We start from the raw sequence: 22,389 nt of genomic DNA, 5'->3' as shown, positions 1-22,389 counted from the left end.
CGCGGACCCGACGTCGCTGCTGCTGACGCCCGACCACTACGCGACCCGGCTGCTGCACGCCCACGGCGTCGACCTCGCCCACCTCGGCGTGGGACGTGCTCCACGAGGGGTTGCGGGAGCAGCTCGACACCTTCGTCGACGAGCACCGGGCCGCGCTGGCGGCGTGCCTGGACGGGCTGACCGAGGAGCAGGCGCGGCGACGGCTCGTGCCGTCGGCGACGACGCTGCTCGGGCTGGTCAAGCACGCCACCTTCGTCGAGAGCGTCTGGTTCGCCGAGGCCGTCACCGGCCGCAGCCGCGCGGAGTTGGGGATCGTGGCGGGGCCGACGGAGTCGTTCGCGCTGACTCCGGAGGACACGGTCGCGTCCGTCCGCGCCGCCCACGCCGCGGCGTGCGCCGCCTCGCGGGCGGCCGTGGCCGACCTAGGGCTCGACGACGTCGTCACGGGGAACCGCCGGGGACCGCTGCCGCTGCGCTGGGTCCTGCTGCACGTCCTGCGCGAGCTCGCCCAGCACTGCGGCCACGCGGACGTGCTGCGGGAGCAGGTGCTCGCCGACGTCTGACAGGTCGCGACGGCCCGGGGCGTGCGATGGTGCCACCCGAACGGCCCAGTCCCGATCAAGGACGAGGCCGTGGAGCCGATGGGACCAGGGATGAGAGGAGTGCTCGTGGTCCAGCAGAGGGCGACCGCACCGCGCCGCCCGCGCGGGTGGCTCGTGCACCTCCTCGGCGCGGTCGTGCTCACGGTCGTGTACCTCCTGCCGCTGCCCGACGCGGTGCGCTCGACGGGGATGAGCGTCTTCGGCGTCAGCGCGCTCGTCGTGTCGGCGGTCGTCGTCCGCCGTCGTCGTCCGGGGCCGGCGTGGAGCTGGTCGCTCGTCCCGGTGTGCGCCGGGCTCTTCCTGCTCGGCTCCGCGCTGCGGCCCTGGGCCAACGGCCGCGCCGGTCTCGCCGCCTTCGCGCCGGACCCCTTCTCCCTCGCCGGGTACGCCCTCCTGGTCGTGGTGCTCGCGCGGATGGCCCGGGCCGTGGGCGGGTTGCGCCGCGAGGTCGTGGTCGACGTCCTCGTCGCGAGCCTGGCGGGGGCGGCGGCCGCCGTGCAGTTCCTCGTGCTGCCCGTCCTGGAGGTCCCCGGGCGTTCCGTCGTCTGGTCGGTCCTCGCCGGGGTGTACCCGTTGTTCGACGTCGTCCTCGTGGTCCTCGCCCTGGACCTGATCATGAGCGCGCCCGGCGTCGTGGCCCACCGGTGGTTGTGCGGTGCCGTGGCCTGCCTGCTCGTGGGGGACGTCGGGTACGCCGTCATGACCCGTCTTGGACGGTCGGCCCCCCCGACCGCCTTCGACGCGCCCTTCCTCGTCGCGTACTTCCTGCTGGTCGTCGCCGTGCTGCACCTGCCGCGGCCGGGTGCGGCACCGGTCGCGCCGGCCCCCACGTACGACGCGTGGTCCGCACCCCGCCTGGTCGTGCTGTGCGTCTCACTCCTCGGCGCGGCGTTCCTCGCGAGCGTCCGCACCGACCAGGGGCTCGTCGGGCAGGTCGCCGCGTTCACGCTGCTGTGCGTCATGATCGGCCTCGTCCTGGTCCGCGCGGTCGCCGCCGTCAACGGGCAGGCGGCCGCGCGGGCCGTCCTGGAGCACCGCGCGACCCACGACGCGCTCACCGACCTGCCCGGCCGCGACGAGTTCGAGCGTCGGGTCACCGCCCTGACGGCGGGTTCGCGCGGGTCCGGCGGGCACGTCGTGCTGTTCGTCGACCTCGACGGGTTCAAGCGCGTCAACGACACCCACGGGCACGTCGTGGGCGACCTCCTGCTGCAGGAGGTGTCCACCCGCCTGCGGACCGTGGCGCCGGAGGGTTCGGTGACCGCGCGGCTGGCCGGGGACGAGTTCGTCCTCGCCGTCCCCGGTCCCGAGGCGGCCGCCGTGCGGTGCGCCCGTGACCTGCTCGACGCGTTGCGCCGGCCCGTGCGGCTGCCGGTCGGCGACGTCCTCGTCTCGGCGTCGGTCGGCGTCGCGCCCGTGCTGACGACCCTGTCGGTGGCCCTGCGCGAGGCGGACCTCGCGATGTACCGGGCGAAGTCGGAGGGCCGGAACCGGTTCGTGCTGTGGGACGACGCGCTGCGCCGCGCGGTGGGCGACGAGGTGGAGTTCGAACTCGACCTGCGCTGCGCCGTGGCCGAGCAGACGCTCGAGGTGCACTACCAGGCCATCGTGTCGATCGCCACGGGGGTTCCCCGCGGCGTCGAGGCGCTGCTGCGCTGGAACCACCCGCTGCACGGGCCGATCTCCCCGGCCGTGTTCGTGCCGGTGCTGGAGGAGACCGGTCTCGTCCTCGAGGTCGGCCAGTGGGTCCTCGACACCGCCCTCGCCGACCTCGCCGGGTGGCGCGACGCCGGTGTGGTGGGCGAGGACTTCCTGCTGTCCGTCAACGTCTCACCGCGCCAGCTGCTCGAGGAGGAGTTCGCCGACACCGTGCGGGACCGGTTGGCCGCGCACGGCGTCGGCGGGACGGCGTTGCTGCTGGAGATCACCGAGTCGTCGATGCTGGAGAAGGACGACCGGACGCTGCACCTGCTGGACCGGTTGCGCGGACTCGGGGTCGGGCTCGCCGTCGACGACTTCGGAACCGGGTACTCCGCGCTGAGCTACCTGCGCAGCTTCCCCGTCACCCGGGTCAAGGTCGACCGCAGCTTCGTCTCGGGACTGGGCCGGGACGGGACCGACGCCGCCGTGGTGCGCGCCGTCGTCGCCGTCAGCGAGGCCCTCGGGCTCGCCGTCACGGCCGAGGGCGTCGAGACCGAGGAGCAGCGCGCCGTCCTGGCCGGACTCGGGGTCGGGCACGGTCAGGGGTGGCTCTGGCACCGCGCGGAGTCCGCCGGCGACGTGGCCCGCCACCTGCGGGAGGCCGGGGCCCGGTACCCCCGGCGGGGAGTTCCGGGGGGAACTCAGGCCGCGGCGAAGTCGTAGGCCCAGTAGGTCTGCACGTCGAGGCGTTCGCCCTCCGTCGCGTGGCCGAAGGAGTTCACGATCCGGCTGATGAGCCGCGGCAGCGCGAGGCGCTCGTCGTTGTAGCGGCAGATGTCGAGGCTGGCGACGCCGCGCTGTTCGTGGACGACCCGGCACATGGCCTCGACGAGGGTCACGAAGACCCCGCTGCTGCGGTAGGCCGGGTGCACGCCCACGCAGCCGATGTACCAGATGCTGCGTTCGGCGAACTGTCGCGGCCAGCGGTTCTCGTAGTAGTCCTCGGACAACTGGTACACGGTGGAGAGGTCGTTCGAGAACGTCGCGAAACCGCAGAGCGTGCCGAGGTCGGCGTCGCGGACCACGTACTTGAATACGCGGACGTCGGCGCACACCTCGTCGAACTCCTCGCGGGTCATGAGGTGCTGCTGCACGGCGCGGGTGGCGAGCCCCGCGAACGCGAGTTCGTAGACCTTCCAGGCCTGTTCGAGGTCGTCGCCGGTGAGTCGGGTGGTCTTCTCCAAGCGGGTGTTCGCGCGCGGCACGTCGTCTCCTCCAGGGGGCGGGTGGGATGACCGGATCCTGCCAGGACGCGTGCACCGTACGTGACGCGGAATGATCTTGACCACCCTTCCGGCGCACCGTTCTGCGCCCGGACGGGCGCAGGTCCCACGCTGCGTTCCGGAGGCCGGAAGCCGAACGGGTGGAACCCTGGGAGAACCCGGGGAGTTCAGTGCGCGCCGAGCTCGACGAGGAGGACGCCGCCGGCGATGAGGGCCAGTCCGAGCGCGGTGGTGCGCGTCAGCGGGTCGCCGAACACGGCGCGGGCGAGCAGGGCCGTCAGGGCGATCCCGACCGCCGACCAGACGCCGTACGCGACACCGACGGGCATCCCCGCGCGCAGGGACAGGGACAGGAAGCCGAACGAGACGAGGTAGCCGGCCGCCACCACGGGGAGCCACCGCCGGCGGCGTCCGCCGTCGGACATCCGCAGCACGGCCGTCGAGGCCACCTCGAACAGGACTGCCCCGGCGAGGAACAACCAGCTCACCGGTCCTCGCCCGGGTGGCGAGCGCCGAGTTCCACCAGCAGGACACCGGCGACGACGAGGGCGATCCCCGCGCCCATGACCGGGGTGAGCGGTTCGGCGAACAGGAACGCGGCCGCGACCGCCGTGAGCGTCACCCCGGTCGCGGCCCACAACCCGTACGCGACACCGATCGACATCCCCGCGCGCAGGACCGCGGCGAGCAGGACGAAGGCCGCTGCGTACCCGGCGACGACGAGGACGAACCAGAGCGGCCGGTCGTTCGCCGCGCGCAACGCCAACGTCGCGGTCACCTCGGACAGGACGGCCCCCGCCAGCAGGGCGAAGGTTCGCGCGCGCACACCGGGAACGCTACCGGGCCGGAGTCGACCCCCGGCCCGGTCGACCTCCTCAGGCGGCGGCCGCGGGTGCCCCCGATGGCGGGGTTCCGCCCGCACCCGGGGCGGGGTGCCCGGAACCGTCGGACCCCATGCCGGCCATGGTGCCCGCCGTCGGTTGCGTCGTGGTGTCGACGCCGACGGTGAGGGTCAGGGTGTACCCCGTCGTCGGGTCGCCCTCGGACGTGGGCGTCTGCGAGGCGCCGCCGTCGTCGCCGAACACGTTGTCGGTGGCCAGGCTCACCTCCGCGAAGTTCGTCACCGACGCCTCGTACCCCGACGTCGCGTAGACGGCGGTGCAGGCGTCCGCGGGGAGCGCCACCTGCGACGTCGCGATGCAGTTGGCCACGTCGCCGATCTCGTCCACCGACGGGTAGACCTCGAAGTGCACGTGCGGCCAGCGTCCGTCGTAGCAGGCCGGGAAGATGCTCGTGAACGTCACCTTCCCGTCGGCGTCGGCGACCTGGACCCCGCGCAGGTAGTTCTCCGAGGCGATGTCGGCGGAGTACAGGGAGTACTCCCCGTCCCGGTTGCAGTGCCAGACGTAGACGGCGACCCCCTCGAACGGGCCGTTCCCGCCCGCGAGGTCGACGACGTCCAGCGTCAGGGTCATCGGAACCCCCTGTGCCGTGGTGGTGCTCGACCCGAAGCTGGACCGGATGTCGCTGCGGACGACACCGCTCTGGTCCAGGACGTCCGGGCCGTTCGACCCGTCGCCGGGGTAGGGGCCGGCCGTCTCGTCGGGGATCTCGGTGAGGGCGGTGGAACTCGTCGTCGTGGCGCTCGAGGAACTCGAGCTCGAGGCCGCGGCGGTCGTGTCGTCGGTCCCGCAGGCGGCCAGGGTCAGTCCGGTGGCGCCGAGACCGAGCAGGCCGAGCGCCCGGCGGCGTCCGACCCGCCGGGAGGCCATCGTGGCGAGGTCGAACGCGAGTCCTTGGTCGTCGACGTCCTCGTCGGGGCGGGGGAGCGGGCGGCCTTCGTAGCTCGTCATGGGACCACCGTCGGTGACCGGTCCCAGCGTCACCGGTGGGTCGTCAGTGCGTGGGCTGTGAGACCCGTCGCGCGGCGAGGAGGGCCAGGACCGCGAGTGCCGTGCACAGCGGCAGGGTGCCGGCGAAGGCGGCCCAGCCGGAGACGGCGGCGAAGGCCGTGAAGGCGAGGCCGGTGAGGGCCATCGCCGTGCCACCCCCGACGGCGTCGGCGATGGTCAGCGCGGACGACCCCGACCCCTCCTGGCCGGGGGTCGACTGCTCCAGGACGAGGACGGTCGTGCGCGGGAAGCCCAGTCCCATGCCCGCGCCCGCCGCGAACCAGCCGGCGGCGCTGCCGACCGCGGCCACCACCGCACCCGGGGCGAGGAGCGCCACGGCCGCCTGCGCGGCCACGCCCACGAGGAGCAGGACCGTGCCGATCCGCACGGCCCGCGCGTGCGGCAGTCGCGGGCCGAGGCGGCCCTGCACGGCGGACGCCGACGCCCACGCCACCGCGGCGGCCGTGAGCACGACGCCGGCCAGGCGCAGGGAGACGTCGAAGCGTTCGAAGAGCATCCGCGGCAGGTAGACCTCGGTGCTGAAGAACGTCGCCGCGAGCAGGGCCCGCAGCAGGACGACCGACGCGAGCCCGGGGCGCCCGGTCAGCGTGCCGGTGGGCAGCAGGGGGCGGACGGCCAGGACGAGGACGACGAGGGCCGCGGCGGCCGCGAGCCAGCGCCAGCCGGCGGCGCCGCCCAGGCTGCCCGCCGAGCTCACGGCGACGACGGCCAGGGACGTCCCGGCCGCGGCGAGGAAGCGGCCGCGGGGGAACGCCTCGGAGGAGGTGACGGGGGCCCGGACCCGCAGCAGCGTGGGGAGCACGGCGCCCGCGGCGACCAGGACGAGGACCAGGACGCCGGAGAAGACCCAGTGCCAGCTGAAGGTCGTGGCGACGAGCGCCGCGGCCGCCGGTCCGACGATCGAGGGCAGCACCCACGCGGCGGCGAACGCGCCGAACACCGCGGGCCGCAGCACGGGTGGGAAGGCGAGCGCGACGAGGACGTACAGCGTCACGCTGATGCCGCCCGAGCCCAGGCCCTGGAGGAACCGACCGGCCACGAAGACGGGCATGGAGGGGGCCAGGGCGGCCACCAGCAGCCCGGCGCAGAACACGACGACCGAGGCCAGCAGGGGCCTCGCCGGCCCGCGGCGGTCCGACCACCCGCCCGCGGCGACCATGCCGACGACGCTCGCGGCCAGCGTGGCGGCGAAGGCCGTCGCGTAGGCGCTGCGGCCGCCGAGGTCGGCGACCACGAGCGGCATGACCGTCGTGACGGCCAGGCTCTCGAAGGCGGAGAGGAACACCAGCGCCGTCGTCCCCAGCGTCATGACGAGGTACCGGCGGGAGAGGATCCCGTCGGTGGGGGCGGGGGGCATCGGGGTCGCGGGGGCGTCGCTGTCCCGGTCGGTGCTCTGGGTCACGACCTCACGCTAGGACCTCCAGCGCACTGCAGCTCAACCCGTTTCCCCGGGCGACCGGGCGACGTCGCGCAGGGCGTCCAAGACGGTGCGGACACCGTTGCGGGCCAACGCCTCCGGCCGCAGCAGTGCGTCGACGCGGCGGTTGACGCTGACGTCGACCAGGGGGCGCAGCACCACGCCGGGCCCCGGGCGGCTCGTGCGGGCCGGCAGGAGCGCCAGCGCGTCACCGGTCTCGACGAGGGAGGCGGCGACGAAGAACTCGTTGATGCGGTGGACGACGTCGAGCGGCCGGCGGGCGGCGGCCGCCACGACGTCGAGGACGCCGGCGAGCGGGAACCCCTCGTGGACCGAGATCCACCGCTCCGCCGCGACGTCGGCCACCCGCAGCTCGTCGCGCTCGGCCAACCGGTGCCCGGCGGGCAGCGCCACGTGCAGGGGTTCCAGGAGCAGCGGGACGACGCGCACGCGGTGCGCGGGCCAGGCCGGGGACGCCTCCGGCCGGTGCGCGACGACCACGTCGTAGTCGGCGACGAGGGCCGGGAACTCGTCCTGGGCGACGTCCTGGTCGGCGCACCGCAGGGGTGGGGTCCCGGCGAGGGCGGTGAGCAGGGGGCCGAACCAGGCCAGGGCCGCGGAGTGGAAGGCCGCGACGGCGACGGGGGTGCGGGCGGAGTCGAGGTGCTCGTCGACGACGCGCCGGGCGGCGTCCATGGCCGCGGCGACGTCGACCGCGGCCGCGGCCAGGGCCTCCCCGGCCGGGGTGAGGGCCAGCCGCCGACCGCGGCGTTCGGTGAGGGGGGCGGGGCAGGACCGCTGCAGGGCGGCGAGCTGCTGGGAGACCGCGGACGGCGTGACGTGCAGCGCCCGGGCGACGGCGACGAGGGTGCCGCGTTCGGACAGCTCGCGCAGAACCGTCAGCTGCCGTTCATCCATGAAGCGATGCTAACCACCGGGTTGAGCACGTTTCGCTGGACTGGACGGTTGCCGACGTCGACGCTGGCACCGTGGGAGAACGACGGGTGGACGCCCTCCTGCTGGGCGTCGCGGTGGTGTGGGGCAGCAGCTACCTCGCGGTGAAGGTGCTGCTCGACAGCGTCGGCGGAGCGGGGGGCGGGGCGCAGGCCGTGCTGCCCGTGCTGGCGCTGCGCTACCTGGGTGCGGCGCTCGCGCTCGGGGTCGTCGTGGTCCTCACGCGGGCCCGGGTGGGTCGCGGTGAGCTCGGCTGGGGTCTCGTGCTCGGCTGTTCGCAGGCGGCGGTGCTGCTGCTGGAGACGTTCGGCGTCGCGGGGACGACGGCCACCAACGCCGGGCTGCTCATCGCCACGACCATCCTGCTGACGCCCGCCGTCGAGGGGTTGTGGACCCGGTCCTGGCTGCCGCCCTCGTTCTTCGCCGCGGGGCTCGTCGCCGTCGTCGGCGTCGCGCTCCTCGTCGGGGGTGGCGGGTGGCGCACCCCGACGGGGGGTGACCTGCTCGTCCTGGCCGCGGCCGTGGTCCGGGCCTGCCACGTCACCGCGATCGGTCGGGTGACGCGCCGCACACCGCACCGGCCCCTGGACCTGCGCGGCCTGACGTTCGTCCAGACCGTGGTCGGCGCCGTGGTGGGCTTCGTGCTGGCCCCGTCGGCCACCGTCGGTCTGGTGGCCTCGGCGACCCCGGTGCAGTGGGCCGGACTGGCCTACCTCGCCCTGGGCTGCAGCGTGTTCGCCTTCGTCGCCCAGTCGTGGGCGGTCCGCCGGACCTCGGCCGCCCGCGCGAGCCTGCTGCTGGGGACCGAACCGCTGTGGGCGGTGCTCTTCGGTGTGGTCCTGGCCGGGGACGCCCTCGGCGCGGCCGGGGTGCTCGGGGCCGTCCTGCTCCTGGGGGCGACCGCGGCGGGCCAGCGCATCGAGCTGCGCTCGGCGGGCCGGGCCGTCGCACCCCGCGGGCGCCCCACCGGCGAACTGGCAGGATCGGAGCCGTGAGCGAGACCACCCCGACGCAGGCCCAGTCCACCCTCGACCGCGTGCGCGCCCTGCCCAAGGTGTCGCTGCACGACCACCTCGACGGTGGTCTGCGCCCGGCGACCATCGTCGAGATCGCGGCGGCCAACGGCCACGCGCTGCCGACCACGGACCCCGAGGAACTGCGGGCGTGGTTCCGCGACGCGGCCGACTCCGGCACGCTCGTGCGCTACCTCGAGACCTTCGACCACACCATCGCGGTGATGCAGGACGCCGAGTCGCTGGCCCGCGTCGCCACCGAGGCCGTCCTGGACCTCGCCGCCGACGGCGTCGTCTACGGCGAACTGCGCTACGCCCCCGAGCAGCACCTGCAGCGGGGTCTGACGCTGGACCAGGTCGTCGAGGCCGTCGAGGAGGGCATGCGGCGCGGGGAGCAGCAGGCCGCGGCGGCGGGCACGCCCATCCGCGTCGGCACGCTCGTCACCGCGATGCGGCACGCCGACCGCGGTCTGGAGATCGCCGAACTGGCCCTGCGCCACCGCGACGGCGGGGTCGTCGGGTTCGACATCGCCGGCGCCGAGATCGGGTTCCCGCCCTCGAACCACCTCGTCGCCTTCGACCGGCTGCACGCCGAGAACTTCCCCGTGACGATCCACGCGGGGGAGGCCTCCGGCCTGGAGAGCATCGCCGACGCCGTCCACCCGTGCGGCGCCGAGCGCATCGGGCACGGCGTCCGGATCGTCGAGGACGTCACCGTGCACGAGGGGCACGACGCCCACGGGCTGCCGAACGCGACGCTGGGCCGCCTGGCCACGTGGGTGCGCGACCGCGGGATCGTCCTGGAACTGTGCCCGTCGAGCAACGTCCAGACGGGCGCTGCGACGAGCGTGGCCGGGCACCCGGTCACGCTGCTCAAGGACCTCGGGTTCTCCATCAGCGTCAACACCGACAACCGGCTCATGTCCGGGACGTCGCTGTCGCGCGAGTTCGCGCTGCTCGTCGACGAGGCCGGTTGGGACCTCGCCGACGTCGAGCGGGCGACGATCACCGCTCTGTCCGCCTCGTTCCTGCCGTTCCCCGACCGGCTCACGCTGGCGAGCGACGTCATCCGGCCCGCCTTCGCCTGAGCGTCACCCCTCCTCGTAGGTCGCGAGGACGTCCCGGGCCGTCGCCACGAGGTCGGCGACGAGCTCGGGGGGTTCGAGCACGAGGACGAGCCGGCCCAGCCCGAGCAGCACGGCCCGGGCCGCGGGCAGGGCCCGGAAGGTCGCGGTGACGTCGACCTGGTCGAGCGCCCCGGGCCGTTCCTCGACGACGGGTTCGGCGAGCAGTTGCGCGTCGGCGATGCGCAGCAGCATCCCGGCGTCGGCGGCCGCCACCCGCAGCCGTACCGCCACCCCGCACGTGCTCGGCCGTTCCACCTGCTCCCGCAGCCTGTCCCACACGGCCGGCAGGGCGGGCAGGTCGGCCGGGACGGTCTCCTCCAGGACGTCCACCCCCACGACGCGGTCGACGCGGAACAGCCGTTCCCAGTGCGGTTCGGCGCCCGTGGGGGCGGCGACGAGGTACCAGGTGCCGCCTTTGGCGACCAGGCCCAGCGGGTCCAGCGTCCGCGTCGAGGCACGCGTCGCGCCCGCGGAGCGGTAGTGCAGCCGGATCCTCCGGGCCGAGAACACCGCTTCCTGCAACGGCGCGAGGTGCTCAGGGCGCTCCTCGCGCGAGCGCCAGCCGGCGGGTTCGACGAGGATCCGCTCGGCGGCTCGGGCGAACGGCGCCCGCTGGGCGGCCGGGGTGGCGGCGAGCAGTTTCCGGACGGCGGACTCCCACGCGGGCCGCTGCGGGTCGGCCGTGCCGGAGGACCCGGAGAACAGGGCCCGGGCCTCGGCCGTGGTGAACCCCGAGACGTCGGTGCGCCAGTTCTCGACGAGGGAGATGCCGCCGCCCCGCCCGCGTTCGGTCCACACGGGCACCCCGGCCGCGGACAGCGCCTCGACGTCGCGCAGGACCGTCCGGGTCGACACCTCCAGGCGGCGGGCGAGGTCGGGGGCCGTGCAGCGGCCGTGCGTCTGCAGGTGGAAGAGCAGGGACAGGAGCCGGTCGGCGCGCACCCGTCGAGGATGGCAGGAAAAGGTGACAGGAGGTGTCGTGTTCACAGGCAACGCTGCCTCCATGACCTCCGCAGAGACCCCCACGCAGACCACCGCTGACACCCGCGCGCAGACCACCGCCGAGGACCCCCGCCAGACCATGTTCCTGGCCGCCGACCTCGCCGGTCGCGTGCTCGACGCCGTCCCGGACGGCGCCCACCCCGACCCGACGCCGTGCACGGAGTGGACCGTCGACGACCTGCGCGGCCACCTCGTCGCGGTCACGGCCCGCGTCGCCCACATCGCCCGCGGCGGGTACCCCTTCGACCTCCCGACCCTGCTCGAGGAGGAACCGGCCGGGGGTTTCGCCGCCGCCTACGCGGCCGGGGTGGCCGGCGTCCGCGCGGCGTGGGCCGACGACGCCGTGCTGACGGCGACCGTGCACCACCCGGCGGGAGACATGCCCGGCGCGGCCGGCGCCACCGTCTACGCCCAGGAGTTCGCCACCCACGCCGTCGACCTCGCCGTCGCGACGGGCCGCACGGACCTGCTCGACGAGGGGTTCCTCGCCCGGGTGCTCGAGATCGCCCGTCGGGTGGTGCCCGCGCAGCGCGAGGGTTTCCCCTTCGCGCCGCCGGTCGCCGTCCCCGACGACGCGCCCGCGCACGTCCAGCTCTCCGGGTGGCTCGGCCGGGTCCCGGCCTGACCCGCGGTCGGGGCCGTCAGCTGAAGCGGTCGCGGTTCGCCTTGGCGATCTTCTTCCACTCCCGGCGACGGTCGGCGGCCGCGCGGGCGTCGGTCCGGCTCGCGAACCACGCCTGTTCCCGTTCCAGCTTGCGCAGGTTCTCCAGGCGGTGCCGGTCGAACACCCCCGCGTCGATCGCGGCGAGCACCGCGCACCCGGGTTCTCGGGTGTGCGAGCAGTCCGAGAACCGGCAGTCCACCGCGATCTCCTCGACGTCGGCGAACGTGCGGTCGAGGGCATCACCGAGTTCGGAGACCCCCAGGCTGCGCAGGCCGGGGGTGTCGACCAGGACGAGGGGTTCTCCGCCGCCGGGGACGGGCACGAGTTCCCGGGTCACCGTCGTGTGCCGTCCCTTGCCGTCCACCGACCGCACCGCCCCGACCGCGAAGCGGTCCTCACCCAGCAGGAGGTTGGCCAGCGTGGACTTCCCCGCCCCGGACGACCCGAGCAGGACCACGGTGCCCCGCAACCGGTTCCGCAGTTCGGCGAGGCTCGCGGGATCGTCCTGGCGGACCGGGACGACGTCCACGCCGACGGCGTCAGTCCGGACGCGGTCGAGCGTGCCGTCGAGGTCGTCGGCGGCGACGAGGTCGCACTTGGTGAGGGCGACGACGGGGTGCGCGCCGGAGTTCCACGCCAGCGCGAGGAAACGTTCCACGCGGCCGTTCGACGTGCGCGACTCCGCACCGATCACGACCACGACCGTGTCGACGTTCGCGGCCAGGACGTGCTCGGCCGAACGTCCCGTGACGGACGCCCGCGCGAGCACGGTGCGCCGCGGCAGGACGCCGGCGGGCCGGACACCCTGCGGGTCGTCCAGACGCAGACCCACCCAGTCGCCCGTGGTGGGTGCGGGGACGAGGCTGCCCGCGGGCACCTCGACCCGTTGCGGGCCGAGCGGCGTCTCGACGTCGCACGCCCCCCGGTGCACCCGCACGACGCGGGCCGGCAGCAGGTGCCCGCCCGTTCCGGTCGTCGCGTGGAACGCCGTCCAGCGCGCGGCCCAGTCCTCGTCCCAGCCGAGCCGGACGAGCGGGTCGGTGGAGTCCACCTCGGTCAGCACGCTCCCGAGGCTAGGTTTCCGTCCGAGGACCGGCGAGGGGTTTTCCCGCCCGTCAGCGGCCGGGGGCGGCGTCCACGAGGCGGCCGGCGTCCTGGCCGACCCGGTCCACGGCGCCCCCGACGGTGCCGCCGACCGTGCCGCCGACGGTTCCGTGCACGGCGTCGACGACGACCTGGCGGGCGCGGTCGAGACCCGGGCCGCCGAACCCGTCCGGGCCGCCCGGACCGCCGACGGGGTTCCCCGGCAGCAGGGGCAGGACGAGGGCGAGGACCAGGACCGCGAGCCCGCCGCGCAGGACCGCGCCGGCCGTGCGGTCGACGATGCGCAGGTGCACCGCCCCGAGGGCGCGGGACAGGGCCGTGCCCAGGGCACCGCCGAGCCCGGCGCCGACGACGGCGAGCACGAGCACCGTGCCGGCCACGAGGGCGAGTTCGTTCCAGCCGGTCTGCGGCCAGTGGGCTTCGATGCGGTCGGCGACGCTCAGGCCGGCCACGGCGCCGGCCCCGAGACCGAGGAGCGCCAGGACGAGGCGGGAGGCGCCGTTGCGCCAGCCCGAGCGCGCGGCGAGGACGACGACGAGCACCGCCAGCGCGAGGACGAGGAGGCCGGCGGGACGCAGGCCGCCGAGCAGGTGCGGGGGGAGGAAGGGGATGTCCACGGGCCGACCGTAAGCACGCCGGGACCCCGGGAGAAGCTGTGCGGCAGGAACTTCAGGGTCGGTTCAGGGTTTCCCCCGAGGGGTTCGCGCCGCGCGCACGCGGTGTTCACGAGGCCCCCGCAGGTCCTCCCGCACCGGGCGGTCGAGGGGGTCGGTCAGGCGGGGCGGTCAGGCGGGGCGGACGGCGCCGGTGAACAGGGGGCCGACGAGGGCGAGGTCGTCGAGGCCGGCGAGCTGCCCGACCGGCAGCGGGGGCAGGACGCGGGTGCCGGCCTCGGCGCAGGCCAGCCGCAGGTCGGCGTCCCAGTCGCCGGGGGCGGCGCGGGCGTCGAGGAGGGTCACCGTGGTGGCCAGCTTGCGGACGGTGTCCCGGTCGCGGGCGACGACCGTCACGGCCTCGGCCGGGAACTCCGCCGCGACGAGGTCCACGAGGGCGCCGACGGCGGCGGACTCGTGCGCGACGACGCAGCGCGCCCCGGCCGCGAGCGCCGAGCACAGCACGCGCGCCGCACCGAGGAACTCCTCGGGCGGCAGGACCCCGAGGGGTGGCGGCCGCCGCCCGCCGGCCGCCACGGGCAGCAGGAGGTCGAGCTTGTCGGCCCAGCCGGCCCACCGGACGATCGTGTCGATGCAGCCGTCCACCTGCGCGACGGCCTCGGAGATGCGGCAGCGGTGCGCTCGGCGCACCTGCTCGACGAACTGCTGGCGACCGGACTCCACCTCGGCCGCGGCAGCCAGGAGCGCCCGTCCGCGGCGGGCGGCGCTGTGGGCGGGGGAGCGGGGCCGGACGAGGCGTTCACCCACGGCACGCCCGGAGGAGGTCGAGCGCGTCCCGGCGGGCGTCCGGCGGTGCCGGGACCTCCGTGCCGAGCTCGCCGCCCCAGACGGTGACCGAACCGGCGCCCGTGAGGTGGGTCAGCGCGTCCTCGGCGGAGCGGACCGACCGCACGCCCAGGACGGGACCGGGCGGGGGCCAGGCGCTGTGCCGTCCGACGGTCGCGATGCCCGGCGGGGCCCACCAACCGCCGGCGGGCAGCCCGGCGGGGAGCCCGGCGGTGGCGTCGAGGACCTCGCGGGCCGCGCGGGCCAGGTGCGGCGTCGGGACGGGGCCGACGGCGGTGGCCCGGTCCAGCGGGTGCCCGGTGTGCAGCCGCGCGACGACGGGGGTCGCCCGTTCGACGAGCGCGTCGACGACCGCGCGGTGGGCCAGCACTCGGGAACCGCCGGGTCGTTCGTGGGCTCCGCCGACCGCGGCCTCGACGAGGGCGACGGTCACGGCCTGCAGGTCCGCGCCCTCGAGCACGACGTCGACGTGCGGGGCGTCGGGGCGCTGCAGGAGGGGGGTCCCGCGGTCGGCCAGCGCGACGCCGACCGAGCGCAGGTCGTCGACGGACCCGTCGGCGCGGACGGCGACGAGGTCGGGGTGCGCCCACAGGGCCGCGTCGGCGGCGGCGTCGGCGCCGGGCGCGGAGCGGACGAGCCCGGGGGGCAGGCCGGCCTCCTCGAAGAGGCGGACGAACTGCCGCGCGGTGGCCGCGGCGGCCGGCCGGGCGCGCAGGACGACCCCGCAGCCGGTGGCGAGCGCGGCCACGACGGCGCTGAGGGCGTCGGCGGTGCTCGTGCGCCACGTCGTCAGGAGCACGACGACGCCTCCGCCCGGGCGGTGCGCGGCGCCGACGCTGTCCAGCTTGTCGGCCCAGCCCGCCGCCGAGAACGCCGCCGCGTGGGCGGCGGGGGCGTCGAGGGTGAAGCCGGCGGCCAGGGGCCGCCCGGTGGTGAGGGCGGCCGTGACGGCGAGCGCGCGGACGTGGCCGGCGAGGACGTCGGAGACGGCGAAGAGGAAGCGGGCGCGGTCCTGCGCGGACAGCCAGGCCCAGTCGGTCCGGCTCGTGGCGGCGACGGCGGTGGCGATGTCGCGGGCCAGGTCCGGGCTCGTGTCCTCGACCCGCAGCAGCCGTTCGCCGGTGGTGGGGGCCAGGACGTCGAGGAGGTCGCCGGTCGCGCCGGACGTGGCCCCGGGGGTGGTCGCCGGGGTCCCGGGACCGTCGGCGAGGACGAGGGCGGGGACCTCGTCGGGCAGCGTGGCCGTGCCGGGGACGGGGGGCGGGGACGCGGCCAACGAGTCGGCGGCGGCGGGCAGGTCCCGGGTGGTGACGCGCAGCGGGGACTCCCGGGGCGCGGTCAGTCCCACGACGACATCCGGTAGCGAGGCGCTCACGAAGAGTGAGTCTACTGAGGTTCCTGTGTTCTGAGAGGGCCGTTCGGGGGATGCGTCCGGTGCACTGAGAGGGTGGGCCCGTGGCCGACGACCCGCACGAGCACCCGCACCCCCACACGCACTCCCACCCCCTGCCCGCGCCGCCGGCCCCGTCGGACGGTGACGACCGGCAGTACGCCTGGTACGCGGGCGACCACCACATCCACACGACGTTCTCCCGCGACGCCATGTACTCCGTCGACGACCAGGTGCGCCGGGGTGGCGCGTGCGGGCTGGACTGGATGGTCATCACCGACCACGGCGGCCCCGACCACGCCAAGCAGTCCGTCGCGCTGCAGACCCCGCTCATCGCCGACGCCCGCCGCCGGCACGACGTCCTCGTCTTCCAGGGCATGGAGTGGAACATCCCCGGCGCCGAGCACGCGACCTTCATCGCGCCCGAGCACGAGGGCACCCCGGACCTGCTGCAGCGCTTCGAGCGGATGTTCGACGGCGACGTCCTCGCCGCGCGGCAGAACCCGGGCGGCCCGGAGATGATCCGGGACTCCGTCGAGGGCGGTCCCGTCGCCGAGCAGCTCGGTCTCGACGCCCTGGCCTGGCTCGTCGAGGAGCTGCGCACCGGTGGGGTCGGGGAGGCCCTCGTCCTGTCCAACCACCCCATGCGCACGGGCCGCGTCTCCCCGTCGAAGGTGCGCGGCTGGCGCGACGCCGCCCCGGGCGTCTTCGTCGGCTGGGAGGGGGCGCCGGGCCACCAGGCCGCGGCGCTGCCCGCCCCGCTGGGCCGCGGACGGGGGCGGGGGCAGTACGACGAGAGCCCCGGCCGCTGGTCCTTCCCCGGCTACGACCTCGACCAGTACCGGACGTGGGGCGGGTTCGACGCCGCGACCGCGCGGATGGGGGGCCTGTGGGACTCCCTGCTGGCCGAGGGGTTGCCGTGGTGGATCACCGCCAACTCCGACAACCACTTCGACATCGGTGACACCGTCCGCGTCGGGAACCTCTCGCACGAGCACTACCGGCGGCACGGCTCGCGCGGTGAACCCGTCGAGACCGGCGTCGTGCAGCACGGGTACGTCGACTTCGCCCCGGGGTTCTACTCGCGCACCTGCGTCGGGGCGACGACGCGCGACTACCGCTCGGTCATGGCCGCGTTGCGCTCGGGGCGGGTGTTCGTCGTCCACGGCGGACTCGTCCGCGCCGTCGAGGGCCGGGTGCGGACCGGGCCCGGCCCGGGCGTGACGTTCGGGGCCCGCACCACCGTCGCGCGCGGCGGCGACGTCGAGGTGGAGCTGCGCGTCGACCCCGCCACCGAGGCCAACGGCAGCGGGCAGGTGCCGCGCTCGGCGCGGTGGGACGTCATCGTCGGGACGGTCACCGGCCGGGTCGCCGACGTGGACCGCGACCTGTTCGAGGCGCCCGGGACCCGCGTCGTCGAGAGCTTCGAGGTGCCGGCCCACGCCACCGGCCCTCAGGTGTTCCGGACCGTGCTGCGCGGCGTCGCCGACCCGCTCTACGTCCGGTTCCGCGGCAGCGACGGCAAGCACGCCGACGCCGACGGCCACCCCCGGGTGGACCGCATCGGCGACTCCGACCCGTGGGACGACCTGTGGTGCTACACGAACCCGGTGTTCGTCGACGTGGTCTGAGTTCGGCGAACGCCTGCCCGCTCGATCGGAACGTCCCGACCCGTTCGACACCGTCCGGAGGGTCGGAACGTTCCGATCGCTGGTGGTCTTGGCCGGCCCGCGTCGCCCGGTCCGGTCACCGCGGCGCGACGCTGAAGACGTCGCCCGGTTGGCAGCCCAGCGCGTCGCAGATCGCCGTCAGGGTCGAGAAGCGCACGGCCCGGGCCCTGTCGTTCTTCAGGACCGACAGGTTCACGACCGTCACCCCGACACGGGCCGCGAGTTCGGCCAGGGTCATCCCGCGCTCGGCCAGCAGCCGGTCGAGGTGGCAGACGACGCGGTGCGGGGCGTCGTCGCTCACACGAGCCCTTCGCTGTCGACCTGCAGGCGTCGGCCGACGTCCAGGGCGCCCGCGAGCAGGACGAGCAGGAGGACGAACACGAGCGAGGTGTGGACGGGGAAGCCCCAGTCCGGGGCCCAGCCCGAGGCGCCGAGCCGGTGCAGGGCGAGCGCCACCGTCAAGGGTGTGAGCAGCGGGACGACGTGGGTGACGACGAACGCCGCCCCCGCGATGCCCCGCAACCGGCCGCCGTTGCCCGGGGCGAACGGGTCGCCCTCGGCGAAGGTGCGCAGCAGGGGGGCGAGCCAGACGAGGGCCACCCCGACGCTGGCCCGGCCGAGCCAGTGGGGGGCCGCCGCCAGGAGTCGCTCCGGCAGGGTCGCGGAGAAGGAGATCGCGAGCCGCCCGATCGAGCTGCTGTCCGGGGTGTGGACGGTGGCTCCGGGGGGTGCGGCGGGGGACGTCACGATTCCCTGGGCCTCGTCCGCTCCCCAGGACCCGCTGAACGAGGCCACCGGGAGGGTGACCTCCCGGGGTGCCGAACCGAGCAGGGCCAGGGCCGCCACGACGAGGCAGAAGATCCCGAACCGGCGCGCCAGGTGCGCGCCCAGGCGGACGACGTGCGGTCGGGTGTGCACGCCGAACCGCTGCGCGATGCGCGGGACCATCGACAGTCGACATGCCATGCCGTGACGGTGGCACATCGACAGTCGATGTGTCTCGGAGTCGGCGAACTCAGGCGGTCGCCGCCCGCACGTCGGCCAGGACGGCGTCGAGGCGCTCGCGGGCGCCCTGGCGGACCGTGTCCAGGTCCGCCCCCGCCGGCACGTCCGCGACGACCTCGCAGTAGCACTTGAGCTTGGGTTCGGTGCCGCTCGGCCGGACGACGACGCGCGTCCCGTCGGCCGTGCGGAACCGCAGGCCGTCGGTCGGCGGCAACCCGTCGAGGCCGTCGGCGAGGTCCTCCACCGAGGTCACCGCCGACCCGCCGAGGGTCGCGGGCGGGGTGCCGCGCAGCCGCGCCATCGTGGCGGGGATGACGGCGAGGTCGTCGACGCGGACGGTCACCGGCGCGGTGAGGTGGACGCCGTCGGCGCGGTCGAGGTCGTCGAGGACGTCCAGGAGCGTGCGGCCGGCGCCGAGTTCACGCCGGACGACGGTGGCGACGAGCAGGGACGCCGAGATCCCGTCCTTGTCCCGCACGACCTCGGGCGCCACGCAGTAGCCGATGGCCTCCTCGTACCCGAACGTCAGCTCCGGCACCCGGGCGATCCACTTGAACCCCGTGAGCGCCGCCGCGAACCGGGCACCGGTGCGGGCCGCGACCCGTTGCAGCGCCTGCGAACTCACGACCGAGCAGGCCAGCACGGCCCCCGGCGCGGCGAGTTCCTGCCCCAGCAGCCGGCCGAGCTCGTCCCCGGTCAGCTGTCGGAACCCCCCGGGGGCCGGCACCGCGACGCAACAGCGGTCGGCGTCCGGGTCGACGGCCAGCACGACGTCCGCACCCACCCGCTGCGCCAGGGCGACGGCGCGGTCCAGCGCGCCGGGTTCCTCCGGGTTCGGGAACGGCACGGTCGGGAACGCCGGGTCGGGGTCGGCCTGCTCGGCGACGGAGTGGACGTCGCCGAAACCGCCGCGCCGCAACGCCTCCAGCAGCACCGGACCCCCCACCCCGTGCATCGCGGTGACGACGATGCGCGGATCGCGTCCGGGAGTCCCTGCGCCGACGGCAGCCGTGACCGCGGCGAGGTAGTCCTCGACGACGTCGTCACCGAGCACCGTCCAGCCCGCGGCGGCGCGGGGCAGGTCCCGCAGCGGCCCCACGGCCGCGATGAGCGCGGCGATCTCCGCGTCCACCGGCGGGACGATCTGCACCCCGCGTCCCTCGGGCCCGGTCGCCCGACCCCCCAGGTAGACCTTGTACCCGTTGTCCGCCGCGGGGTTGTGGCTCGCGGTGACCATGACGCCCGCGTCGGCCTGCAGGTGGCGGACGGCGAACGCGAGCACGGGCGTCGGCAACGGCCGCGGCAGCAGCAGCACCTCGCACCCGGCCGCGGTCAGGACGGCCGCGGAGTCGTCGGCGAACTCCCGGGACCCGTTCCGGGCGTCGAGGCCGACGACGACGCGGGGCCGCTCGAACCGTTCCGTCAGCCAGGCGCCGAGCCCGGCCGCGGCCCGCTGGACCACGGCGCGGTTCATCCGGTGCTCCCCGGCGCCGACCCGGCCGCGCAGCCCCGCCGTCCCGAACTCCAGCGGCCCGGAGAACCGGTCCTGCAGGTCGGCGGTCGCCGCGGCGGACCCGGCCTGCGACGCCGCCAGCAGGGCCTGCAGTTCGGCCCGGTCGCGCTCGTCGGGGTCGTCGTCGATCCAGCTCCGGACCCGGTCCGTCAGGGGTGCGTCCACGGGAGGCAGCCTACGAGGGGCACCCGGGGGAGCGGTGCGACCATGGGCGCGTGAGCACCCCCGTCGTCGTCCTCGCCGGGTTCCTCGGCGCCGGCAAGACGACGGTCCTCAACCACCTCCTGCGCTCGGCCGCCGACGTGCGCCTCGGGGTCGTCGTCAACGACTTCGGGGCCGTCGGCGTCGACGCCCTGCTGGTCTCCGGCCAGGCCGACAGCACCGTCTCCCTCGAGAACGGCTGCCTGTGCTGCTCGACCGAGGACGGGTCGGTCGACGAACTCCTGGCCCGGCTCACCGCCCGCCGCGGCCCGGACGCGCTCGACGCCGTCGTCGTCGAGGCCAGCGGCGTCGCCGAACCCGCCGCGATGGTCCGTCAGGTGCTCACCAGCACCGTGCCCGGCGTCCGCTACGGCGGTCTGGTCGTCGTCGTCGACGGGGTGGAGTTCGAGACCGTCCGGGCGCGGCACCCGCAGCTCGACGACCACGTCGCGATGGCCGACGTCGTGATCCTCAGCAAGACCGACCTGCTGACCGAGACGGCGCTCGCGCGCGTCACGGCGCTCTGCCGGGAGCTCAACACCTGGGCTCCGGTCGTCCCCGCGGCGCACGGTTCCCTGGACCCGCGGCTGCTGTTCGAGGCGCGGCCGCCGCGGACGCGGCAGCTCTCGCTCGGGGAGGTCGTGCCCGCACCGGCCGAGCACCTGCACTCCTACTACGACGCCGTCGAGTTCCGCAGCCCCGAACCGCTGGACCCCCGGCGGTTCGTGGAGTTCCTCGACGCGCGGCCGTCGGGGGTGTTCCGGGTGAAGGGGCCGGTGCGGTTCGCGGGCACCGACGAACGGTTCCTGCTGCAGACCGTCGGCGCCGCCGTGCGGTTCACGCGCGGGCCCTGGCCGCGGGGGGATGCGCGCGAGACCGCGCTCGTCCTCATCGGTGCGGGTCTCGACGCGCCCGCGCTGCTGGCGGACCTGGCCGCATGCGTGCACCGGGGCGAGGGTCCCGTCGACGAGTGGGCGTTCATGGGGGTCCTGCGCAGCACCGAGGGCGCCTGAGCTCAGTCCCCGAACTGCGCCACGTACTCCGCGGCGGCGCGCGGGTTCCGGTCGCCGAGCAGCAGCCGGCCGTCGGAGTACGGGTACTCGACCTCGTTGTAGATCTCGTGGGCCACGGGCCAGCGGTCCATCCACGCGCGGAACCTCTCGACGAAGGCGGGGTCGTCCCCGCCGCCGTTCCAGGTCCGCGACGCGACCGCCCACTCGTCGACACCCACGGGTTTCCCGTGCGCGACGGCGAACTCGGCGATCTCGTCGAGGCCGCCGGGTGCGCACTGGTACCAGTCCCACCGCTCGTCGGCGGCGAGGGGTTGCGGGCTCATGTCGTAGACGTCGAGGCCCACGACGTCCACGACGTCGTCGCCGGGGTAGCAGCGCCGGGCGTCGAAGGCGCCGTCGACGGCCACCGTCAGCCCCCAGTCGAACCGGGCCGCGGGCGCCTCGGCGCGGACGACACCGACGACGCGGCGGAACGCGGCCCGGTAGGCGTCCGGGTCGGGCACCGCCGACCACGCGTAGTTCTCGGGGGAGTTCGCCTCCCACCCCAGCCGGAGGGTCGTGGCGCCGAGCCCGTACGCAGCCAGCGACCGGGCAAGGGCCCGGAAGGACGCGTCGTACCGGCCCTCGGCGACCCCGGCCAGCGACGGCGCGGGGTCCTGCGGGGTCGGGTCGGCCAGCAGCGGCACCGACAGCACGAGGGGCGCGGTCCAGCGGCCGTCGCCGTAGGCGGCCAGCAGGGCCGTCGGCTGCGCGATCCAGTCCCAGCGGCGGTGGTCGAGGTACTCCCCGGCCACCTGCACGGCCCGGCCGCGGCGCCGTCCCCACGCGGTGAGGTCGGCGGGCGTCTGCGGCCAGCCGACGTAGGCGCCCGACAGGCGGGTGCGGTCGCGCGGCGGGGTGGGCAGCGCGCCGGGCACGTCGAAGGTCCCGTGCTCCCCGTCGACCCAGCGCTCGCCCACGCGGTGGGAGACCCACGCCGCGTAGCGGCCCGGGGCGAGCACGGCGCGACCCGTGAGCGGCAGGCCGTCGCCGGCGACGGTGCAGGGGCCGGTGTGCGCGACGTCGAAGGACTGCCCGCGGGCGTCCCGGACCGCGATCACCGCCGCGTCCACGCGACCGGTCGACGGCGGGAGGAGGCCGGACAACCGGGTCGGCTCCCCGGCCCACCGCGGCGCCTGCACCGCGACGGCCGTGGCGGGGCGGCGCGACCGGGTGCCGCGGGGCACCCTCGGTCCGCTCACGGCCGATCCGCTCGAAGCCCGAGCCCGGCCGGGAGGTGCGAGCAGGCCCGCGACCGCGGCGGCGCCGAGGGCCGTCGCGGCGCGACGGGTGGGACGGGGACCACCGTTCGCAGCTGCCACGTCCTGTGCATCGGCGTCCACCCCTCTCCCCGTGAGCAGCGGTCGGCGCGGCCGAT

22 protein-coding genes are annotated in these 22,389 nt (G+C 75.6%); 7 read left to right on the top strand and 15 right to left on the bottom strand.

All coding sequences use genetic code 11. From position 1 onward, the window contains the following. The first annotated feature begins 95 nt into the window (after nucleotides 1-95). On the top strand, nucleotides 96-563 hold the full coding sequence (locus tag AB0637_RS15810; protein WP_366173413.1) for a DinB family protein: 468 nt from the start codon (nucleotides 96-98) through the stop codon (nucleotides 561-563). 105 nt (nucleotides 564-668) lie between these two features. Continuing rightward, nucleotides 669-2,966, top strand: coding sequence for an EAL domain-containing protein (locus AB0637_RS15805; protein ID WP_366173411.1), 2,298 nt, complete (start codon nucleotides 669-671; stop codon nucleotides 2,964-2,966). Here the strand turns inward: AB0637_RS15805 and AB0637_RS15800 are convergent. The 6 genes from AB0637_RS15800 to AB0637_RS15775 all read right to left on the bottom strand — a co-directional run bounded on the left by AB0637_RS15800 (nucleotide 2,945) and on the right by AB0637_RS15775 (nucleotide 7,774). Next, on the bottom strand, nucleotides 2,945-3,508 hold the full coding sequence (locus tag AB0637_RS15800; protein ID WP_366173410.1) for a GNAT family N-acetyltransferase: 564 nt from the start codon (nucleotides 3,506-3,508) through the stop codon (nucleotides 2,945-2,947). The two genes, AB0637_RS15805 and AB0637_RS15800, sit on opposite strands and share 22 nt — an antisense overlap. 185 nt (nucleotides 3,509-3,693) lie before the next feature. Then, on the bottom strand, nucleotides 3,694-4,014 hold the full coding sequence (locus AB0637_RS15795) for a multidrug efflux SMR transporter (RefSeq protein ID WP_366173409.1): 321 nt from the start codon (nucleotides 4,012-4,014) through the stop codon (nucleotides 3,694-3,696). After that, the gene (locus AB0637_RS15790) at nucleotides 4,011-4,352 is read right to left on the bottom strand and encodes an SMR family transporter (protein ID WP_366173407.1); all 342 of its coding nucleotides are present in this window, start codon (nucleotides 4,350-4,352) and stop codon (nucleotides 4,011-4,013) included. The genes AB0637_RS15795 and AB0637_RS15790 overlap by 4 nt, the downstream gene beginning before the upstream one ends. A 49-nt stretch (nucleotides 4,353-4,401) precedes the next feature. Next, nucleotides 4,402-5,379: a 3,4-dioxygenase subunit beta gene (locus AB0637_RS15785; protein WP_366173406.1), complete on the bottom strand. Its 978-nt coding sequence runs from the start codon at nucleotides 5,377-5,379 to the stop codon at nucleotides 4,402-4,404. 43 nt (nucleotides 5,380-5,422) lie between these two features. After that, complete coding sequence (locus tag AB0637_RS15780) at nucleotides 5,423-6,841, bottom strand: MFS transporter (protein WP_366173405.1); 1,419 nt, start codon at nucleotides 6,839-6,841, stop codon at nucleotides 5,423-5,425. 33 nt (nucleotides 6,842-6,874) lie between these two features. Further along, nucleotides 6,875-7,774 (bottom strand): LysR family transcriptional regulator, encoded by a 900-nt coding sequence (locus tag AB0637_RS15775; RefSeq protein ID WP_366173404.1) that lies wholly within the window; start codon nucleotides 7,772-7,774, stop codon nucleotides 6,875-6,877. Between the two features lie 71 nt (nucleotides 7,775-7,845). Here AB0637_RS15775 and AB0637_RS15770 point away from each other — a divergent pair, with 71 nt between their 5' ends. Both AB0637_RS15770 and AB0637_RS15765 read left to right on the top strand, forming a co-directional pair. Beyond that, nucleotides 7,846-8,805 carry a DMT family transporter gene (locus tag AB0637_RS15770; RefSeq protein ID WP_366173403.1) on the top strand — a complete coding sequence of 320 codons (960 nt, stop codon included), beginning with the start codon at nucleotides 7,846-7,848 and terminating at the stop codon, nucleotides 8,803-8,805. After that, entirely contained in the window at nucleotides 8,802-9,911 is a 1,110-nt protein-coding gene (locus AB0637_RS15765; protein ID WP_366173402.1) for an adenosine deaminase, read from the top strand. Before AB0637_RS15770 ends, AB0637_RS15765 begins: the two co-directional genes overlap by 4 nt. Nucleotides 9,912-9,914: 3 nt before the next feature. On the opposite strand, the gene AB0637_RS15760 is transcribed toward AB0637_RS15765, so the two are convergent. Further along, the gene (locus AB0637_RS15760; RefSeq protein WP_366173401.1) at nucleotides 9,915-10,892 is read right to left on the bottom strand and encodes a WYL domain-containing protein; all 978 of its coding nucleotides are present in this window, start codon (nucleotides 10,890-10,892) and stop codon (nucleotides 9,915-9,917) included. Between the two features lie 61 nt (nucleotides 10,893-10,953). Here AB0637_RS15760 and AB0637_RS15755 point away from each other — a divergent pair, with 61 nt between their 5' ends. Beyond that, nucleotides 10,954-11,577, top strand: a complete 624-nt coding sequence (locus tag AB0637_RS15755; protein ID WP_366173400.1) for a TIGR03086 family metal-binding protein — start codon at nucleotides 10,954-10,956, stop codon at nucleotides 11,575-11,577. Between the two features lie 16 nt (nucleotides 11,578-11,593). On the opposite strand, the gene rsgA is transcribed toward AB0637_RS15755, so the two are convergent. The 4 genes from rsgA to AB0637_RS15735 all read right to left on the bottom strand — a co-directional run bounded on the left by rsgA (nucleotide 11,594) and on the right by AB0637_RS15735 (nucleotide 15,555). Continuing rightward, complete coding sequence (rsgA, locus tag AB0637_RS15750) at nucleotides 11,594-12,679, bottom strand: ribosome small subunit-dependent GTPase A (RefSeq protein WP_366173398.1); 1,086 nt, start codon at nucleotides 12,677-12,679, stop codon at nucleotides 11,594-11,596. A gap of 52 nt (nucleotides 12,680-12,731) precedes the next feature. Continuing rightward, on the bottom strand, nucleotides 12,732-13,337 hold the full coding sequence (locus AB0637_RS15745; protein WP_366173397.1) for a CvpA family protein: 606 nt from the start codon (nucleotides 13,335-13,337) through the stop codon (nucleotides 12,732-12,734). A gap of 168 nt (nucleotides 13,338-13,505) precedes the next feature. Continuing rightward, on the bottom strand, nucleotides 13,506-14,141 hold the full coding sequence (locus tag AB0637_RS15740) for a hypothetical protein (RefSeq protein WP_366173395.1): 636 nt from the start codon (nucleotides 14,139-14,141) through the stop codon (nucleotides 13,506-13,508). Further along, entirely contained in the window at nucleotides 14,134-15,555 is a 1,422-nt protein-coding gene (locus AB0637_RS15735; protein ID WP_366173394.1) for an aldehyde dehydrogenase family protein, read from the bottom strand. The genes AB0637_RS15740 and AB0637_RS15735 overlap by 8 nt, the downstream gene beginning before the upstream one ends. A gap of 80 nt (nucleotides 15,556-15,635) precedes the next feature. On the opposite strand from AB0637_RS15735, the gene AB0637_RS15730 reads away from it, so the two are divergent. Next, the gene (locus AB0637_RS15730) at nucleotides 15,636-17,201 is read left to right on the top strand and encodes a histidinol-phosphatase (RefSeq protein WP_366173393.1); all 1,566 of its coding nucleotides are present in this window, start codon (nucleotides 15,636-15,638) and stop codon (nucleotides 17,199-17,201) included. Between the two features lie 115 nt (nucleotides 17,202-17,316). Here the strand turns inward: AB0637_RS15730 and AB0637_RS15725 are convergent, their stop codons facing one another. The 3 genes from AB0637_RS15725 to AB0637_RS15715 are packed head-to-tail and all read right to left on the bottom strand — an operon-like array spanning nucleotide 17,317 to nucleotide 19,923. Beyond that, a complete protein-coding gene (locus tag AB0637_RS15725) occupies nucleotides 17,317-17,541 on the bottom strand; it encodes a helix-turn-helix transcriptional regulator (RefSeq protein ID WP_366173392.1) in 225 nt (74 codons plus the stop codon). Then, complete coding sequence (locus tag AB0637_RS15720) at nucleotides 17,538-18,206, bottom strand: hypothetical protein (protein WP_366173391.1); 669 nt, start codon at nucleotides 18,204-18,206, stop codon at nucleotides 17,538-17,540. The genes AB0637_RS15725 and AB0637_RS15720 overlap by 4 nt, the downstream gene beginning before the upstream one ends. Before the next feature lie 49 nt (nucleotides 18,207-18,255). Then, a complete protein-coding gene (locus tag AB0637_RS15715; RefSeq protein ID WP_366173390.1) occupies nucleotides 18,256-19,923 on the bottom strand; it encodes a phospho-sugar mutase in 1,668 nt (555 codons plus the stop codon). Between the two features lie 50 nt (nucleotides 19,924-19,973). On the opposite strand from AB0637_RS15715, the gene AB0637_RS15710 reads away from it, so the two are divergent. After that, nucleotides 19,974-20,972 carry a GTP-binding protein gene (locus AB0637_RS15710; protein ID WP_366173389.1) on the top strand — a complete coding sequence of 333 codons (999 nt, stop codon included), beginning with the start codon at nucleotides 19,974-19,976 and terminating at the stop codon, nucleotides 20,970-20,972. Nucleotides 20,973-20,974: 2 nt separating this feature from the next. Here the strand turns inward: AB0637_RS15710 and AB0637_RS15705 are convergent, their stop codons facing one another. Beyond that, nucleotides 20,975-22,213 (bottom strand): hypothetical protein, encoded by a 1,239-nt coding sequence (locus AB0637_RS15705; RefSeq protein ID WP_366173388.1) that lies wholly within the window; start codon nucleotides 22,211-22,213, stop codon nucleotides 20,975-20,977. Nucleotides 22,214-22,389: the final 176 nt, after the last annotated feature.

This window comes from Kineococcus sp. NPDC059986 (genome assembly GCF_040702905.1).
In the GTDB taxonomy this organism is placed as follows: Bacteria; Actinomycetota; Actinomycetes; order Actinomycetales; family Kineococcaceae; genus Kineococcus.
This window is presented reverse-complemented; position numbering and strand designations above follow the sequence as displayed.

Coding starts and splice junctions, on each gene's coding strand:
- AB0637_RS15785 (WP_366173406.1), bottom strand. CDS start 5,379: ATGACGAGCTACGAAGGCCGCCCGCTCCCCCGCCCCGACGAGGACGTC.
- AB0637_RS15755 (WP_366173400.1), top strand. CDS start 10,954: ATGACCTCCGCAGAGACCCCCACGCAGACCACCGCTGACACCCGCGCG.
- AB0637_RS15775 (WP_366173404.1), bottom strand. CDS start 7,774: ATGGATGAACGGCAGCTGACGGTTCTGCGCGAGCTGTCCGAACGCGGC.
- AB0637_RS15720 (WP_366173391.1), bottom strand. CDS start 18,206: ATGGCATGTCGACTGTCGATGGTCCCGCGCATCGCGCAGCGGTTCGGC.